14 protein-coding genes are annotated in these 18,413 nt (G+C 36.8%); 13 read left to right on the top strand and 1 reads right to left on the bottom strand.

Annotated features, from left to right (window positions below; translation table 11 throughout):
- The first annotated feature begins 54 nt into the window (after positions 1–54).
- The 8 genes from ruvA to C8N46_RS20110 all read left to right on the top strand — a co-directional run bounded on the left by ruvA (position 55) and on the right by C8N46_RS20110 (position 13,266).
- Positions 55–636, top strand: coding sequence for a Holliday junction branch migration protein RuvA (gene ruvA / locus C8N46_RS02215; protein ID WP_108113214.1), 582 nt, complete (start codon positions 55–57; stop codon positions 634–636).
- 5 nt (positions 637–641) lie between these two features.
- Positions 642–7,907 (top strand): T9SS outer membrane translocon Sov/SprA, encoded by a 7,266-nt coding sequence (gene sov / locus C8N46_RS02210; protein WP_108113213.1) that lies wholly within the window; start codon positions 642–644, stop codon positions 7,905–7,907.
- Positions 7,908–7,982: 75 nt separating this feature from the next.
- Positions 7,983–8,363, top strand: coding sequence for a glycine cleavage system protein GcvH (gene gcvH, locus C8N46_RS02205; protein ID WP_108113212.1), 381 nt, complete (start codon positions 7,983–7,985; stop codon positions 8,361–8,363).
- Positions 8,364–8,367: 4 nt separating this feature from the next.
- Complete coding sequence (locus tag C8N46_RS02200; RefSeq protein WP_108113211.1) at positions 8,368–8,748, top strand: VanZ family protein; 381 nt, start codon at positions 8,368–8,370, stop codon at positions 8,746–8,748.
- 54 nt (positions 8,749–8,802) lie between these two features.
- Positions 8,803–9,519: an energy transducer TonB gene (locus C8N46_RS02195; RefSeq protein ID WP_108113210.1), complete on the top strand. Its 717-nt coding sequence runs from the start codon at positions 8,803–8,805 to the stop codon at positions 9,517–9,519.
- A gap of 110 nt (positions 9,520–9,629) precedes the next feature.
- A complete protein-coding gene (locus C8N46_RS02190) occupies positions 9,630–10,433 on the top strand; it encodes an energy transducer TonB (protein WP_158269056.1) in 804 nt (267 codons plus the stop codon).
- Between the two features lie 419 nt (positions 10,434–10,852).
- A complete protein-coding gene (locus C8N46_RS02185) occupies positions 10,853–12,964 on the top strand; it encodes a gliding motility protein RemB (protein ID WP_108113208.1) in 2,112 nt (703 codons plus the stop codon).
- A 98-nt stretch (positions 12,965–13,062) separates the two neighbouring features.
- The gene (locus C8N46_RS20110; RefSeq protein WP_146169699.1) at positions 13,063–13,266 is read left to right on the top strand and encodes a hypothetical protein; all 204 of its coding nucleotides are present in this window, start codon (positions 13,063–13,065) and stop codon (positions 13,264–13,266) included.
- On the opposite strand, the gene C8N46_RS02180 is transcribed toward C8N46_RS20110, so the two are convergent.
- Positions 13,249–14,151, bottom strand: coding sequence for an MBL fold metallo-hydrolase (locus C8N46_RS02180; protein ID WP_108113207.1), 903 nt, complete (start codon positions 14,149–14,151; stop codon positions 13,249–13,251). The genes C8N46_RS20110 and C8N46_RS02180 overlap by 18 nt on opposite strands.
- A 192-nt stretch (positions 14,152–14,343) precedes the next feature.
- On the opposite strand from C8N46_RS02180, the gene cyoE reads away from it, so the two are divergent.
- From cyoE to C8N46_RS02155, 5 genes are all read left to right on the top strand, one after another.
- Entirely contained in the window at positions 14,344–15,255 is a 912-nt protein-coding gene (gene cyoE, locus C8N46_RS02175; RefSeq protein ID WP_108113206.1) for a heme o synthase, read from the top strand.
- A gap of 5 nt (positions 15,256–15,260) precedes the next feature.
- The gene (locus C8N46_RS02170) at positions 15,261–15,842 is read left to right on the top strand and encodes a cytochrome c oxidase subunit 3 (RefSeq protein WP_108113205.1); all 582 of its coding nucleotides are present in this window, start codon (positions 15,261–15,263) and stop codon (positions 15,840–15,842) included.
- 46 nt (positions 15,843–15,888) lie between these two features.
- Positions 15,889–16,974, top strand: a complete 1,086-nt coding sequence (locus tag C8N46_RS02165; protein WP_108113204.1) for a cytochrome c oxidase subunit 3 — start codon at positions 15,889–15,891, stop codon at positions 16,972–16,974.
- 31 nt (positions 16,975–17,005) lie between these two features.
- Entirely contained in the window at positions 17,006–17,404 is a 399-nt protein-coding gene (locus tag C8N46_RS02160) for a cytochrome C oxidase subunit IV family protein (protein WP_108113203.1), read from the top strand.
- A 315-nt stretch (positions 17,405–17,719) separates the two neighbouring features.
- Entirely contained in the window at positions 17,720–18,412 is a 693-nt protein-coding gene (locus C8N46_RS02155) for a hypothetical protein (protein ID WP_108113202.1), read from the top strand.
- Position 18,413 lies beyond the last annotated feature (1 nt).

Genomic DNA, 18,413 nt, shown 5'->3' with positions numbered 1-18,413 from the left:
ATAAATGTGAATAAATTTATTACATTTGGGACTTTAACTAGCAGCAACGAATACATGATTACTCACATACAGGGAAAGCTCGTAGAGAAAAATCCAACAGATGTAGTGATAGAATGCAATGGAGTCGGATACTTTATCAACATTTCTCTCACAACGTATGCGCAAATCCCAAACCAAGAAAACATAAAATTATTTACGCACCTTCATGTTAGAGAAGATGCGCACACGCTTTATGGTTTTTTTCAAAAATCAGAGCGTGCTATTTTTCGTTTACTCATCTCAGTTTCAGGAATTGGAACAAGTACAGCTCGAACGATGCTTTCTTCCTTAACTGCAGAGCAAATATGTGAAGCAATTGGCGGCGGCGATGTGGCAACCATTCAAGGCGTAAAAGGGATTGGGGCAAAAACAGCACAGCGTGTTATCATAGAATTAAAAGATAAAATCATAAAATTATACGATCTTGACGAAGTTTCGATGTCTCAAAACAATACAAACAAAGAAGAAACGTTATCTGCTTTGGAAGTATTAGGGTACACCCGAAAACAATCTGAAAAAGTACTCGATAAAATAATGAAAGAAATGCCAAACGGAAGTGTAGAAGAGTTGATAAAGATGGCATTAAAAAACTTATAATTACTTTGAAAAACATTACCAACCTAATGACAAATTACACCAAAAATACACTAGTTGTATTTATTTTGTTATTTAGCACCATACTCACGGCGCAAGAACCGACACCAACGCCGTCAGACTCAACAAAAACGGGATATGCGATTGGAGAAATAAAACTAAAAGATCCATCCAGCATTGTCTCAAAATATACCTATGACCCAAAAACAGATCGCTACATCTACACAGAAACCGTAGCGAATTTCGATATTAGATATCCGCTCATCTTAACGCCAAAGCAATTTCAAGAGTTGTTACTGAAAGAAAGCATGAAAGGCTACTTCAAAGAAAAACTCGATGCGATTGCTGGTAAAAAAGAGGATTCAAAAGACGGAATAAAAAACTTACTGCCAATATTTGAAATCAACTCTAACTTTTTTGAAACTATTTTTGGAGGAAATACCATTGAGGTAATTCCGCAAGGTTCGGTGGCAATTGACTTAGGTGTGCGTTTTCAAAAAAATGACAATCCAGCCTTATCACCGAGAAACCGAAGCAATTTAAGTTTTGATTTTGACCAGCGCATCAGTTTAAGTTTATTGGGAAAAGTAGGTGAACGCCTGCAAATTAACGCCAACTACGATACAGAATCTACGTTCGACTTCCAAAATCAAATCAAATTAGAATACACGCCAACGGAAGATGATATTTTGCAAAAAATTGAAGTAGGTAACGTAAGCATGCCACTCAATAGCTCGCTCATTACAGGTGCACAAAGTCTATTTGGTGTAAAAACAGAATTGCAATTTGGAAAAACTCGCTTCACAGGAGTTTTCTCCGAACAACGCTCACAAACGAGGAGCATTACAGCACAAGGTGGCGGAACCATTGAAGAATTTGCCTTATTTGCGCTCGACTATGACGAAGACCGACACTTCTTTTTATCACAATATTTTAGAGATAATTACGATGAAGCGTTGGCAAACTATCCATTTAAAAATACACCTGTAGAAATTACGCGTGTGGAAGTTTGGGTAACCAACCGTTCTGCACAAACACAAAACGTACGTAACATTGTAGGTTTGCAAGATTTAGGAGAAGCCGATCCTGCCAAAACAAGAATCAACAACAGTGGAACCGTGCCTGCAGGATTCTTCAACTCAGCAAACCCAGGAGCACTTCCAGCCAATGCGAACAACGACTACAATCCAGTAGCTATTGGAACAGGTGGCTCTGTATTAACGGATCAAATTCGTGACATTGCTACGGTACAACAAGGTTTTGGCGTACTAGCGAACAACGTACAGCAAGGATTTGACTACGTTTTCTTAGAAAATGCTCGAAAGCTGAACGAAAACGAATACAAAGTAGATACAAAACTAGGATACATATCGCTAAACCAGCGACTCAGCAATGACGAAGTACTAGCAGTAGCGTATCAATACACCGCAAACGGACAAGTATTTCAAGTGGGTGAATTTGCCAATGGAGGAATCGATGCAACGCAGGTAACAAACACGGACACGAATGGTGTGGCAACAGACATTGAAAATCAAAATCTAGTTGTAAAACTCTTAAAAAGCGCCATTACGGAAGTTGAAGATCCTATTTGGGATTTGATGATGAAAAACATCTACGCAACAAACGCGTATCAATTAAGTCCAGAAGATTTTCGTTTAAATATTTTATATACGGATCCTTCGCCCGTAAACTATATCACTGCAGCAGCAGGCGGACCAGCATTGCCAGAAGACGTAGCAGACGAAATCTTACTAAAAGTATTCAATCTTGACCGATTGGATATTTACGACAATCCACAAGCAGGTGGAGATGGTTTCTTTGACTATTTGCCTGGAATTACAGTCGATCAAGAATTTGGACGGATTATTTTTACCACAGTAGAGCCTTTTGGAGAATTTCTATTTGAAAAACTTCGAAACTCACCTACGGAAAACTATAATACGCCTGCAGGGTATAATGCCAATCAGTCGCTATACGTGTACCGCTCGATGTATGAAGAAACCAAAGCTGGCGCGCTAGACAATGCAGAACAAAACAAATTCCAATTGAAAGGACGTTACAAATCGCAAGGTGGCGACGGAATTCCACTCGGTGCGTTCAATGTGCCGCGAGGTTCTGTAGTAGTAACTGCTGGTGGACGTGTGTTGCAAGAAGGAATTGACTATACGGTAAACTATCAAGCGGGACGCGTAACCATTTTAGACGAAGCTTTAAAAGCATCCAATACACCAATTAACGTTTCGGTAGAAAACAATGCGTTATTCGGTCAGCAAAACAAACGATTTACAGGAATTAACATTGAGCATCAATTCAACGAAAACTTCTTAATTGGAGCAACCTATTTGAATCTCAACGAGCGACCAATTACACAAAAAGCAAACTACGGGCAAGAACCTGTAAACAACTCTATCTTTGGATTTAATGGAAACTATTCTACAGAAGTACCGTTTTTAACACGTTTGGTAAACAAACTACCAAATGTGGATACTGATGTGCCTTCCAATGTTTCTATTCGTGGTGAATTTGCATACTTACTTCCAGGGAGTCCAAAAAATGCCGATTTTCAAGGAGAAGCTACAGCGTATGTAGATGATTTTGAAGGTGCACAAGCACTGATTGATATCAAATCTCCACTAGGTTGGTTTTTAGCAAGTACACCAGGAACGCCAGGAAACTCGCTCGGTGATAACTTGGGTGGACAATTTGGAAACGACGATTTACAATATGGTTACAACCGTGCGCGATTGGCTTGGTATAGCATTGACCCAATTTTCTACGGAAATCAAGCGCCAGGCGAAATCAGTGATAATGATGTTTCTAGAAGTGAAACACGTAGAATATTTGTAGAAGAAATATTTCCACAAACTGACATTGCACGCGGACAAACAACGGTTCAAAACACACTCGATTTAGCCTACTATCCAAACGAAAGAGGTCCGTATAACAACAATCCAAATTTCCCGAACCAATCACCAAATCAAAATTGGGGAGGAATTATGCGTCCTGTTACGACGACGAATTTTGAGCAAGCCAATGTTGAATACATTCAATTCTGGTTACTAGACCCATATTTCTCAAGTGATAACACTACCAGTACAGGTGGAGAATTGGTCTTAAACATTGGTAATATTTCAGAAGATATCTTAAAAGACGGTCGTAAGCAATACGAAAACGGGTTGCCAGAAGCGGATGCGTTAAACCAGTTAGTAACACAAACTGCTTGGGGAAAAGTACCGCAAACACAATCGCTAGTCTATGCATTTGATTCAGAGGAAGCCAATCGTCAAGTGCAAGATATTGGTTTGGATGGTTTGAACGATACGGAAGAAGCGTTAACCTATGACAATTATGCGGGTGAAGCCGATCCGGCAGCAGATAACTATCAGTATTTCTTAAATGCTTCTGGAGATATCTTACAGCGTTACAAAAACTATAACGGAACACAAGGAAACTCGCCAATTGCTGTTACAGATACCAACAGAGGTGCTACAACGGTGCCAGATGTGGAAGATATCAACCGTGACCAAACGATGAATACGATTGATAATTATTTCCAATTCAGAATTCCTATCAATCCAAACATTGGAACAGCAACAAGTTACATTACTGATGAACGTTTAGTAACGACCGATTTGCCAAATCAACAGCAAATCAGTTCACGTTGGATTCAATTTAAAATTCCAATTACAGATTTCTATAAGCAAGATCCGGACGATCGTATTTCTTTAGACGATTTACGTGCCGTTCGTTTTATCCGTATGTATATGACAGGCTTTAACGAGCCAACAGTACTTCGTTTTGGAACTTTAGATTTGATTCGTGGTGATTGGAGACGTTACAATTTGTCGTTAGAAGCGAACGATGACGACCCGCAAGATGACGGAACGCAATTTGATGTAAACATCGTAAACATTGAAGAAAACGCTAACAAATTACCAATTGGATATGTAATTCCGCCAGGTGTGGTACGTGAGCAATTAAACAATAACAACACGGTAATTCGTCAAAATGAACAATCGCTCGGAATGGTGTTGTGCGATTTGGAAGCAGGCGATTCGCGTGGTGTTTTCAAAAATGTAGATGTCGATTTGCGTCAGTACAAAAACTTAAAAATGTTTGTGCATGCGGAATCACTTTTCGGACAAACACAACCATTAGGCGACCAACAAGCCGTCGCGTTTTTACGATTTGGAAACGACTTTACGCAAAACTATTACCAAGTGGAAATTCCGCTAAATGTAACCTTGCCAGATGAATCACTGCCGGAAGATGTGTGGCGAAACGAATTTGACATTCCACTAGCATTGCTTACACGAATAAAAGCAGCAAACTTCAACAATGCTACAGGAGCTTCTGAAGTTGCCTATTACACAGATAATGGAGCTTTAATAGACAATCAATTTGCTAATTTTGGAACCTATACAGAAAGTAATTTAGGGGAAACATATGCAGGAGCAGAAGATAAAATGCGTGTAGCTATTATTGGTAATCCAACCATTGGTCGTGTACGTTCCTTAATGGTAGGTATAAAAAATAACACCGCAACAGAATTGGATGATACCGATACACCAACTGGCGGAATTCCAATTTGTGGAGAATTTTGGTTTAATGAATTGCGTTTAGCAGAACTCGAAAATCGCGGTGGTTGGGCAGCTGTCGGTTCGTTAGATGCGAATTTGGCTGATTTTGCAACCATTTCTGCAACAGGAAGAATCAGTACAGTGGGATTTGGAAATATAGAACAATCGCCAAACGATCGTAGCAGGGAAGACATCAAGCAGTATGATGTAGTGACCAATGTAAGTTTGGGACAACTATTACCGAAAAAGTGGGGGATTAAAATTCCGTTCAATTATAGTATTGGGGAAGAAATTATCACGCCAGAGTTTGATCCATTCTATCAAGATATTCGCTTGGAAGACCGATTGGATTTGGCGGAAACCCAAGAAGACAAAGATCGTATTCGTGAGCAAGCCATCACCTACACAAAGCGAAAAAGTATCAATTTTATTGGCGTTCGGAAAGAACGCGGAGCAGAACAAAAAGCTCGTTTTTATGATGTAGAAAACTTAACACTTTCCTATTCGTACAACGAAACAGAGCATCACGATTACGAAATCAAATCGCTTCGCGATCAAAATGTACGCGCAGGATTGGATTACAATTTTAACTTCCAACCAAAATCTATAGAACCGTTTAAGAAAAACGATTCGTTATTTACAGGAAGATACTGGAAATGGTTAAAAGACTTCAATTTCAATCCATTACCAACAAGCATTTCATTAAATTCAAACATCACAAGAAGCTTTAACGATCAAATTTATAGAGATCCATTATTGCCTGATGCGAATGCAGACAATTTACCGCGTTTACAGCAGCGTAATTTCTTGTTTGATTGGTCGTATGCTATCAATTATAATTTGACAAATTCACTGCGTTTCAACTTTACGGCAGCCAATAATAATATTGTCAATAATTTCTTTGACGAAGATGGAGACATCAACCAAGATTTAGGTATTTGGGATGGTTTCTGGGATATTGGAGAGCCAAATACACATACGCAATCATTGCAACTAACCTATGATTTACCGCTGAATAAAATTCCAACATTGAGCTTTTTAACAGCTGCGTACAGTTACACAGGAGATTTTAACTGGCAGCGTGGTTCGGATGTATTGCAGCAAGTAGCAGGCGAGCGTTTAAACACGATTCAAAACGCAAATACACACAACTTAAATGCTACGTTGGATATGACAAAGTTCTATAAGTATTTAGGTTTTGTGCGAAAGGATAAACGAAATAGTAAAACCAATTTACGAACAAGAAATCCTCGTAGTCCTGGCGTTCCTAGCGGAAACGAAGCGCAGAATACTGACAATAAGAACTCGAACAAATCTAGCGTTGGAACAAAAATTTTCAACACCTTGGTAGATGTGGTGGGAAGTGTAAAACGAATCAATATTGCGTATTCGGAAAACAATGGTAAAGTATTACCAGGATATACACCATCTATTGGATTTATTGGAACATTGAAACCTTCTCTCGGATTCGTATTTGGTAGTCAAGCAGACGTTCGTTACGAAGCAGCGCGACAAGGCTATTTAACAGAATTCTCAGGATTCAATCAGCAATTCACACAAGTACACAATAAAAACTTAGACATCACGGCATTAGTGGAGCCAATGCGCGATTTGAAAATTGATGTAGTTGCCAATCGTAATTATTCGGAAAATTTCTCAGAGCAATTTAATGTGCAAAACGGCGAATACATTTCCTTATCGCCAAACGGTGCTGGAAACACGTTTGGAAACTTCGGAATTTCTACGGTATTGATAAAAACAGCATTTAAGAAAAGCGATGAAAACGAATCGGCAACGTTTGCGGACTTTGAAAATAACCGAGAAATCATCGCGCGTCGTTTGGCTATTGCCAATGGACAACCATTGACAGATACAGATGCTGACGGTTTCCCTGACGGATTCGGAAAAACAAATCAGGCTGTATTATTGCCAGCGTTCTTAGCAGCGTACACAGGACAAGATGCAAACGATGTAAAACTCGGTGCTTTTAGAGACGTGCCAATTCCGAACTGGACCATAAAATATACTGGTTTGATGCGTTTAAAATGGTTCAAAAAGCGTTTCAAGCGTTTTTCATTGACACACGGGTATCGTTCAAGCTATACCATCAATTCGTTTAGAAATAACTTGGATTACGACGCGTCTAACCCATTTGGTACTTCCAACTTAGACCAAGGTGGAAACTTCCACAATCAGAATATTTTCTCTAATATCAACTTGGTAGAGCAATTCAATCCATTACTTCGAATTGATATGGAGATGAAAAATTCTATTAAAATCTTGGCAGAAGTAAAACGCGATAGAGCTTTATCGTTAAGCTTTGATAACAACTTACTAACAGAAGTTTCTGGAAACGAATACATTGTAGGACTTGGTTATCGTTTCAAAGATGTACGTATCGATACGAGAATTGCAGGAAAGAAAACGACGCTTAAAGGAGATTTAAACCTAAAAGCAGATTTGTCATTGCGAGATAACATCACAATAATTCGCAGTTTGGATTTATTCAACAATCAAGTAACTGCGGGACAAACACTTTGGTCGTTAAAATTCACGGCTGATTATGCATTGAGTAGAAACCTAACAGCATTGTTCTACTACGATCATACCTTCTCTGAATTTGCAGTTTCTACGGCATTTCCACAGACGACAATTCGCTCAGGAATCACGCTTCGATACAATTTTGGAAATTAACAATACTAGGTATTGAAAACTTAACTAGAAAAAAGTATTTTTGCTCACATATAACACTAAATAACTCAAAAAAAAATGAACATACCAGCAGACTTAAAATATACCAAAGACCACGAGTGGGTGAAGATTGATGGTGATACGGCAACGGTTGGAATTACAGATTTTGCGCAAGGCGAATTGGGCGATATCGTATATGTTGATGTGGATACGTTAGACGATGAAGTTGACAAAGACGAGGTTTTTGGAACGGTAGAAGCGGTAAAAACGGTATCAGACTTATTTATGCCTTTATCTGGAGAAGTAATTGAGTTCAATGAAACTTTGGAAGACGATCCAGAATTGGTAAACAAAGATCCGTATGGAGAAGGCTGGATGATTAAAATTGCTATCAAAGATGCTTCAGAAATCGATGATTTGTTAGATCATGAAGCATATAAAGAGCTTGTAGGTGCATAAATATATGTTTTCTGCAGCAGCCGTTGCTTGGACAATTGTCATTACCATTCTTAGTTTGGTAGAATTAAAAGGACCGCAGGCATTGCATTTTTCATATGCTGACAAGCTGATGCACGGAATTATCTATTTTTTAGTGACCATTGTTTGGTTTTTTGCTTTTTCTAAAGGGATTACGCGTGATAGTTTACAAAAAAACGCCATCAAAGCAAGTGCAATTTTGGCTTTTGTGTATGGAATTATCATAGAAATACTACAGGAAACGCTGGTTACCAACCGACAAGGCGATTGGCAAGATGCTTTAGCAAATACAATTGGTATAATACTTGCAGTATTCACTATAAAATGGTTTATTGCAAACAAAACAACGTTAAAAACGCAGAATTAATTGTTTTTTCTGCTAATAAATAATTAAATTAGCAACCATTAAAACTATATTATTATGGAAGCAAAAAAGAATCCAGATGTTGACTTAAGAAAAAATAGTCTATTTTATCTATCCTTAGGTTTGGCATTAGTTACATTTCTTATTTGGCAAGGAATGGAATGGACAGCTTACGACAAAGTTGAAAAAAAGGAAACTGCTGAGGTGATTGAAGACACTGAAGAAGAAATGGTAATCACTGAGCAATTGCAACAACCACCACCACCGCCACCGCCACCAGCTCCGGAAGTAATTGAAGTTGTGGAAGATGAGGAAGAAGTGGAAGAAACTGTAATTGAATCAACAGAAACTACGGAAGACGAAGTTATCGAAGAAGTAGAAGAAGTTGAGGTAGTTGAAGAAGAAGAAATTATTGAAGACGTACCGTTTGCAGTAATTGAAGATGCACCTATTTACCCAGGTTGTGAAAAATATAAGAGCAAGGCTGAGCGTAAAAAGTGTATGTCTGACCAAGTACAAAAACACGTTAACAAAAAATTTAATACAGAGTTAGCAGGTGATTTAGATTTGGAAGGTGTGCAAAAAATATTTGTAGTCTTCAAAATTGACAGAAATGGAAAAATTACTGATGTGCGTTCAAGAGCGCCGCATCCAAGATTGGCTCAAGAAGCTGAAAAAGTAATTAAGAGTCTTCCGCAAATGAAGCCTGGTAAGCAAAGAGGAAAGCCAGTAGGTGTAAACTATACGCTTCCAATTGTTTTCAAAGTACAGTAAGTTAGAAAACTTTATAAAATATATTGAAAAGCTCGAGCATTTTGCTCGGGCTTTTTCTTTTTGGTATGCTTCTTGATGTTAACACAACATTAACATTAAAACCGATTAATATGAAAAAAGCAAATCACAACAACGATTTGAATGCAAACGGTGTACACGAAAGTCACCTTGCTAAAAAGAACGATTTAAAAATCGAAAGAAGTCCATTACTACGTTTCTCAGTAAGCCTCATGCTGAGTTTATTTATTGTGTACACACTCTTTCAAATTGAAACCGTTGAAGCTGCGCCAGAAATGGTAAAAATTGAAGATGATATCTTGGATGATAACATGGAATACGTTCCAATATTTCAAGAAGAAATCATCAAAGTAGAAGAGCCAAAACCTGAACCAAAGGTAGAATCACAAATTATTTACGATGAGGTAAAAGAAGTTGACGATAAGACAAAAATACTACAAGAAACTGTTTTAAAAACGTCTAAAGATCCTGTTGAAACCAACAAAGATTTTGATCCAAATGCGGTAGAATACGTAGATGACGAAGAAAAAATTGAGGAAGTTCCTTTTTCGCTTATTGAAGATGCACCAATTTATCCAGGTTGCGAAAAATTCAAAAGTAAAGTTGAACGTAAAAAATGTATGTCTGAAAAAGTTCAAAAACTCATCAATAGAAAGTTCAATACGGGTATTGCTGATGATTTAAACTTAGACGAAGGTGTACAACGAATCAATGTTTTATTTGTAATTGACGAACATGGAAATGTAACAGGAATTCAATCGCGAGCTGTACATCCAAAACTTGAAAAAGAAGCGGAGCGCGTGGTAAAATTACTTCCTAAAATGCAACCAGGAAAGCAACGAAATGAGTCAGTAAAAGTGAAGTACACGTTGCCAATTCTCTTTAAGGTGAATTAAGCAACTATTTAAAAAAGGAAAACCGAGTTATTCACTCGGTTTTTTAGGTATACTTTCTGTGACATATCATTACATTAACATTAAAACCGATTATTATGAAAAATGTCAACTTAAAGCCTTTTGTAAATGTTACCAAGACTTACAAAGGTCATTTAATCAGAAAGTATACCACAAAAGTACGAAAAAGTAATTGATAGCACTTTGATTATGTGTAATTAATGGTTTTTATCGTTTAATTTGTCGCTTTTTTAGGTTAAAAAGTGATTTCTCTTGAAAAAAAAGAGTAAAAAAACAACGAAAATTAATTCGATAACTGTTAAAAGCAAGGTCATTTTTTGCCAATCTCTCATCATAAACAACGCAGAATGAATTGATTTTTGCGAAAATATAGTATCTTTCGGCTTCATAAATCCTCAAACATGAAGCGAGTCCATACGTCTCTATATCTACTTATATTTTTACTATTTCAAACAGCTTTAGGACAAACCTCTACGTCCAATTTTGAAAAATACCCTGTATTTGCGGAATGTGAAAATGTAGCTATTGACGATCTTGAAAATTGCTTCAATACCACACTACGTACTTTTGTTACTAATAACTTTAAAGAACCAGCAATTATTGCCAAAGAAAACTATCAAGGCGAATTGGTAGTATTGTTTGAAGTCACGAAAGAAGGAAAATTCAAAGTATTGTATGTAGATGCAGTATATGAAGAATTAAAAACAGAAATAAAACGCGTATTTGGTCAATTGCCAACAGTACAACCATCAACCTACAGTGGAAAACCTGCGTATGTACAGTTTACGATGAAGTTAGAAATTCCGTTAGGAAGCGTGGAATCTATTGAAAAACCTGAAACGCTTGAAGAAAAAGAAAATGAGCTAGAAGCTGCCGCAAAAACGGAGTTTGACCAAGTAAATAACGAGTTGCAAATCTATGAAGATGATTTGTATGCAAGTAACTTAAACATTCCGTTTTCACACGATATGTATTCGTATTTTGACCGTCAAATCAATTTGGTAGGAACCAATAGTCACACTGCGTCAAAGCCATTTTTGTACACTACTGTTTCAAACTATTACGACTTGAATAACCAACAGGCAGCACTTAAAAAAGACGCTTCTTCTTGGTTGGGACGAAAGCTTTGGAACGAACATTTGGTTACTGTCAAAGGAAAAAACTATTGGTTTACGGTAGATCCGATTCTCGATTTACAACTAGGGAAAAATACCAATAGCGAAGTCGATTACACATACAACAACACCAGAGGATTGCAAGTGCAAGGTGGATTAGGAAAAGGATTTAATTTTTCAGCGACAGTATTTGAAAGTCAAGGACGATTTGCAGATTATTTTAACAGATATGCAGAAAGTATTCGTCCTGCAGGCGGAAATCCGGCTATCATTCCTGCGCGTGGAATTGCCAAAGAATTCAAAACCGATTCGTACGATTATCCTGTGGCAGAAGGGTATATTTCCTATTCGCCCAACAAAACCTTCAATGTGCAATTTGGACACAGCAGAAACTTTATTGGTGATGGATATCGTTCATTGTTTGTAAGTGACGTGGTAAGTCCGTATCCATTCTTAAAATTAAACACTTCTTTCTGGAAAATCAAATATACAAACACTTGGATGTGGCTGCGCGATGTGCGTCCGGAAGTCACGGAAGATGGTGCTTTTTTAACAAAATACATTGCCAATCATTATTTAAGTTGGAATGTTTCCAAGAAATTAAATCTTGGCTTTTTTGAATCGGTAATTTGGAAAAATGACAACAATCGCGGCTTTGATATCAATTATGTAAATCCTGTTATTTTTTATCGTGCGATAGAATTTTCAACAGGTTCACGCGCAGGAAATGCGTTGGTTGGACTGAGTTCAAAATACAAATGGAATGACAACGTGAATTTCTACGGACAATTTATTTTAGATGAATTTTCACTGAACGACATCCGAGAAGGCAATCAAAGTTGGAAAAATAAATTCGGGTTTCAGCTTGGTGCAAAATATTACAACGCGTTTAAAGTAGCTAATTTATTGCTGCAATTTGAATATAATCAAGTGCGACCGTACACGTATTCGCATAACGAAGTGGCAACCAATTACGGACATAACAATCAATCGCTAGCACATTTATGGGGCGCAAATTTTCGTGAAGTTATTGGAATTGCACGCTACAATCACAAACGTTGGTTTGGAAGTGCGAAACTCATCTTTGGGCAGCGCGGATTGGACTTTGATCCAGCTATTGACAATGCGAGTTACGGAGGGAATATTTTTATAGATAACGACAATAGAGTAGGCGATACAGGCATCGAATTATTGCAAGGAAACAAAACCAATGTATTGATTGGCGATTTGAATGTGGGTTACATCATCAATCCGAAAACCAATTTAAAAATATTTGCCAATATTACGTATAGAAGTTTCAATCCTGAAGCAAATACGGCAGTTGATTTTGAAGAAAACACCACGTGGTTTAATTTTGGAATCCGCACCGATATTTTTAATTGGTATTTCGATTTTTAACTTTTCTTTTCAGAAATTTTCTTTAAATTTGTTAAAGCCTCGAATAAATTAACCTAACAGAATGTAAAAGTTCTGTACTGCCCAAACCTATATTTCGAATGATTAAGCCATTATTCATCCTTCTTCTTGCATTACCATTTATCTATTTAGGATACAAATCTCTTGATTTAGCAACCTACAAACGACACAGAAAATCGATTTACATCGTAAAAGAATACCCAGTATTTATTATCGGTTGTGCTTTGTTTGCCATTGCGGGCGTTATCATTATAAATTATAGAGTTTTAATGGACTTTTTGTAGGCTTTTGTAAAAAGTTCTTCGAATTCTTTCGCTCGAAATAAACCAGTCACCATAGTTTAAATCATCATACTTTTTCGTAAGCGTTGTGTTTTTTGCCACGTCTTCTTCGGTTTTCCCAGCTTTAATTTCAGTAATAACAGCGGTTTTTAATTCCTCCAACATTTTCACGTACGATTGCAACTCAGCCTTGTTTGACATATTTCGGTGACCAGGAATAATTTTAGTAGCATCATTAATCACCAATAATGCTTTTTTAATAGCGGCAATATATCCTTCAACGCTTCCGCCAGAATTCAAATCGATATACGGATACTTTCCTTGAAAATACGCATCGCCAGTATGCAATACATTACTTTCTGTAAAATACACCATTGCGTCACCGTCTGTGTGCGCTTCGTGAACGTGAAAAATAAAAATAGACTCATTATTGAAAAAAAATGAAACATCTTTAGAAAAGGTAATAACAGGCAATGCTTCTTTTGGAGCTGCTTCTTTGGTAATTTCTCGTTCTTTATTAAATTGCTCCATGCTCATACGCTTGCGAACATTTTCATGCGCTACAATTATGGCGCCTTCTTTTTGCATATTTTCATTTCCGCCTGTATGATCGCCATGCCAATGCGTATTGATTAAAAATTCCACAGGTTGATTAGTAACACTTTTGATGGCATCTAAAATTTTTGGCGTCAAATGTGCAAATTGGTCATCAATCATAAAAACACCATCTTCTCCCACAGAAATTGCGATATTTCCACCTTGTCCAACCAGCATATAAATATGGTCTGAAACTTTCGTAACGTTAATTTGCACCTCTTTCTTTTGTGCAAATCCTATAGAAACAGTTGTGAAAAAAACAATGAACGTAATGATTTTTAAAAATTTCATGGGTGCGATTTTTTAGTTGGTTTCTATTCTAATAAAATGAATTAGCGGCAAGCAATAGTCGTTACAAAAAGAGCTTCCTTTCCAAAGATAAAAATACAAAAGCAATAACAATTCATAAAAGATGTAAAACCTTTGAAAATCATTGCATACAAATGATTTGTACTATATCTTTGCAGCAATTTAGAAAGGTTGATGAAAACGGCATTGAATACAGTCAAAAAAACATACGCATTTGCTTCCCTATTAGAAGATTTTAAACAACTTACCAAGGTTGGTTTAGCCATCAGCGTAGTCTTCTCTTCGTTAGCAGGATATTTACTCGCAGTCGGTGCAGATGGTTTCAGTTTTAAGATATTGAGTTTGCTCGCTTTAGGTGGATATTTTATGGTAGGAGCATCCAATGCCTTCAATCAAATCATAGAACGTGATTTGGATGCTTTGATGGACAGAACCAAAGACAGGCCTATTCCGTCAGGTCGCATGTCGGTGACTACGGCGTTTATCATTGCAGCAATTTTTACCGTATTGGGAATCGCGATTTTATACGTTATCAATCCAAGAACTGCCATGTTTGGTGCGATTTCTATCTTTCTGTACACCTGTGTGTATACGCCTTTAAAAACCAAAACGCCTTTAGCTGTATTTGTAGGCGCATTTCCAGGAGCCATTCCGTTTATGTTGGGTTGGGTTGCAGCTACGAATAAATTTGGCATTGAGCCAGGAATTTTATTTATGATACAATTCTTTTGGCAATTTCCACACTTTTGGGCAATAGGTTGGTTTTTATATGAAGATTACGAAAAAGGTGGGTTCTTTATGTTGCCAACAGGCAAACGTAACAAAGCAACAGCCTTGCAAATCATTATGTACACTGTTTGGCTGATTTTAATTTCCATATTTCCAGTTTCTGGATTGACGGGAGAATTGCAATTGTCGGTTGTAGCAGCAATTTTAGTATTCCTATCAGGAATTGGATTGTTATATTATGGAATCCGATTGTATAAAAACATGGATAAAAAATCAGCAAAAGCCTTGATGCTAGCAAGTGTCGGATACATCACCTTAATGCAAATTATATTTGTAGTAGATAAATTTTTACAGTAAATTATATGGACTTAACGCAGGGAACATTTCAAGAGAAGAAGGACAGATCAAGGAAAATGATGTTGTGGTTCGCCATGATTAGTATGTTTATGACCTTTGCAGGATTGACCAGTGCATATATTGTGAGTCAAGAACGCCCAGATTGGTTGAGCGATTTAGTGCTGCCAACAGCGTTTTTTTACAGTACGATTGTCATTATTTTAAGCAGCGTAACGTTTCACTTTGCAAAAGTCTTCATTCAAAAAGGCGATAGAGAAATTACGACAATCCTTTTGCTATTGACGCTAGCACTCGCAATTGCGTTTGTGATTTTTCAATTTGTGGGCTTTAGCGAAATCATTGCGAATAAGTATTATTTTACAGGTAAATCGAGTACCATTGCCTTCTCTTTCATTTATATTATCACAGGAGTGCATCTATTGCACGTGGCAGCAGGGATTATCGTGTTATTAGTTGTAATTTATAATCATTTTAAACAAAAGTACAAACAAGGGCAAACGCTTGGTTTAGAACTAGGTGCAATGTTTTGGCATTTCCTAGATATACTGTGGGTCTTCTTGTTTTTATTTTTATATTTCTTAAGATAAGAAAAAAACGTAAATTTGAACAATTTTTTAAAAATGTAAACTTTTTATGGAAGCTACTGTTTCAAATACAGGCACAGAAGGTAAAGTTTGGGGAGGCGGAAATAAGCCACTAAGCGCAAGCTACGGAAAAATGATGATGTGGTTCTTCATCTTGTCAGATGCATTAACATTCTCAGGATTCTTGGCAGCATACGGATTTTCAAGATTTAAGTTCATCGATTCGTGGCCAATTGCCGATGAAGTATACAATCACTTTCCTGGAACACACGGAGACAACCCAATGTATTTTGTTGCCTTAATGACCTTTATATTAATTGCGTCGTCGGTAACGATGGTATTGGCAGTAGATGCTGGTCACCACAACGATAGAAAGAAGACAATTTTCTATATGTTCTTAACGATTATAGGAGGAGCAATCTTCTTAGGCTCACAAGCTTGGGAGTGGACAAACTTTATTCAAGGTTCGTACGGAGCATTAGAAACAGAAGGTGGGCAAATTTTACAGTTTGTAGATACAAAAACAACAGCTGATGACGATAAAATGTATCGTGTATCAGTGGAAGATTTTGCGACAGCTTCTCATAAAGAAAGAGTACAACACGAAGGTAAAAACGGATTGTGGTATGTTTCTGAACCTGCATTGCCAACGTATTCTGTACAAGACGTAATTACAGGATTTAATGAACATTCTACATTGGCGGTTCGTACGCAGGAAATCATACCAAACGTAGCAGCTTTAAAAGCTTCTGAAAATCCTGCAGATGTAGCCAAAGCGGAGCGATTTGAGAAAATGTACATCAATGCAGACCACAAAGGTCACAAAGGAATTTTAACACGTGCAGAATCTGAAAAAGCATTGAAAGATGCGGTAACATACGTAAAAGGAGCAAATCTTATTCACAACGAATACGGAAACAGATTGTTTGGAGACTTTTTCTTCTTTATTACAGGATTCCACGGATTCCACGTATTTTCTGGAGTAGTTATCAACATCATTATCTTCTTAAATATCCTTTTAGGAACGTATGACAGAAGAAAAAATAACTATGAAATGGTAGAGAAGGTTGGACTGTATTGGCACTTTGTCGATTTAGTTTGGGTATTTGTATTTACATTCTTCTACTTAGTTTAATCAAAAATATCAAAGAAATTATATAATTATCATGGCACACGATCACGGACATACGGAACACAAATTAGCCATATTTAGAGGAAGACTTAAATTCAAGTCAAACGTTCAAAAAATTTGGGGCGTTTTAATCTTCTTATCTATTGTAACAATCGTTGAAGTTGGATTGGGTATTGCAAAGCCTTCAATCTTAGTTGATAACTACTTCATCGGAATGAAATTGTTAAACTGGGTATTTATCGTTTTAACGATTGTAAAAGCATACTATATTGCTTGGGACTTTATGCACTTGCGTGATGAAAAAAGCTCGTTGCGTAGAGCAGTAGTTTGGACAGCAGTATTCCTAATTTGCTACTTAATCTTTATCCTTTTACAAGAAGGAACGTATATTGAAGACGTAAAAGCAAACGGATTTATCAAGTGGAATTTCTAAAATGACACCTTAAACATATACCGAAAGACAGTAATTTTTTACTGTCTTTTTTTATGCGATTCACTTTCAAAATTTTGATGGTTTTTGGGTGAATTTTGTCTTTTTAAGATTCATCAAATAATAATGTTAATTCTTTTCTAAAAACAGTCCGAAAAGCGAAAAAAACGGAAGATTATCGCGGTAATTCGCGAACCGATTTTTATTTTTGCAGTAGAAAAGTTGTAGTTGTAAAAAAAGCACTTTTCATTAGTTTAAAAGCTTGACGATGAAGCTGCTAAACTTTTTAAAAAGAAGAATAACGATACAAACGTACTCATGAAAAAGAAAATCATCTTAGGAATTTTATTCTTACTACCCATCACAATTGTATTGATTCTTCTATTTACCAATCACAACTATCGTCAGCTTCCTATAATCAAACAAAATGTATCAGAATTGGTCAACTACACTTCTTTTGAAGGAAGAGATTCTATTCAATTTAAAGGTAAAATTACCATTCTTGGCTTTCTAGGAAGCAAAGTAAAAGATAGAAAAATCAACGTTCTCAATCTCAATCAAAAAATATACAAACGTTTCAGCGGATTCAAGCATTTTCAATTGGTAATGTTAGTAACGCCTGGACAAGAGGAGGAAATTAAAAATCTGAAACAAGAAATCAGTCGTTTTGCAGACGAACAAAAATACTGGAACTTTGTCATTGTTGAAAAAGATGAACTAGAACGTGTGTTTGACGGACTAGAATCTCCATTGCCATTAGACGAATTTGGGAGTTCAGAATATGTGTATATCATTGACAAAAACAAAGACCTGCGTGGACGTATTGACGATAGAACAGACGATGAAATTGAAGAAAAAGCAGCGCCATATATGCTGTATGGCTACAATACAATCTTAATTTCTGAATTATCAGGTAAAATGACAGATGACGTTCGAATTCTTTTCAAAGAATATCGCGGTGGAAAAAATGAGAAATCTGACAAAAGAAGAACGGAAGACTTGAAAAAATAAA

Origin of the sequence: Kordia periserrulae (genome assembly GCF_003054265.1) — a bacterium.
GTDB classification, from domain to species: domain Bacteria; phylum Bacteroidota; class Bacteroidia; order Flavobacteriales; family Flavobacteriaceae; genus Kordia; species Kordia periserrulae.
Note: the sequence above shows the minus strand (reverse complement) of the source record. Positions and strands in the feature narration are given on the sequence as shown.

What these genes read in the sequence shown, in the direction of transcription:
- C8N46_RS02195 (WP_108113210.1), top strand. Translation starts at nt 8,803, where the DNA reads ATGGAAGCAAAAAAGAATCCAGATGTTGACTTAAGAAAAAATAGTCTA.
- C8N46_RS02190 (WP_158269056.1), top strand. Translation starts at nt 9,630, where the DNA reads ATGAAAAAAGCAAATCACAACAACGATTTGAATGCAAACGGTGTACAC.
- C8N46_RS20110 (WP_146169699.1), top strand. Translation starts at nt 13,063, where the DNA reads ATGATTAAGCCATTATTCATCCTTCTTCTTGCATTACCATTTATCTAT.
- C8N46_RS02185 (WP_108113208.1), top strand. Translation starts at nt 10,853, where the DNA reads ATGAAGCGAGTCCATACGTCTCTATATCTACTTATATTTTTACTATTT.
- C8N46_RS02160 (WP_108113203.1), top strand. Translation starts at nt 17,006, where the DNA reads ATGGCACACGATCACGGACATACGGAACACAAATTAGCCATATTTAGA.
- cyoE (WP_108113206.1), top strand. Translation starts at nt 14,344, where the DNA reads ATGAAAACGGCATTGAATACAGTCAAAAAAACATACGCATTTGCTTCC.
- gcvH (WP_108113212.1), top strand. Translation starts at nt 7,983, where the DNA reads ATGAACATACCAGCAGACTTAAAATATACCAAAGACCACGAGTGGGTG.
- C8N46_RS02170 (WP_108113205.1), top strand. Translation starts at nt 15,261, where the DNA reads ATGGACTTAACGCAGGGAACATTTCAAGAGAAGAAGGACAGATCAAGG.
- ruvA (WP_108113214.1), top strand. Translation starts at nt 55, where the DNA reads ATGATTACTCACATACAGGGAAAGCTCGTAGAGAAAAATCCAACAGAT.
- C8N46_RS02155 (WP_108113202.1), top strand. Translation starts at nt 17,720, where the DNA reads ATGAAAAAGAAAATCATCTTAGGAATTTTATTCTTACTACCCATCACA.
- C8N46_RS02200 (WP_108113211.1), top strand. Translation starts at nt 8,368, where the DNA reads ATGTTTTCTGCAGCAGCCGTTGCTTGGACAATTGTCATTACCATTCTT.
- C8N46_RS02180 (WP_108113207.1), bottom strand. Translation starts at nt 14,151, where the DNA reads ATGAAATTTTTAAAAATCATTACGTTCATTGTTTTTTTCACAACTGTT.
- C8N46_RS02165 (WP_108113204.1), top strand. Translation starts at nt 15,889, where the DNA reads ATGGAAGCTACTGTTTCAAATACAGGCACAGAAGGTAAAGTTTGGGGA.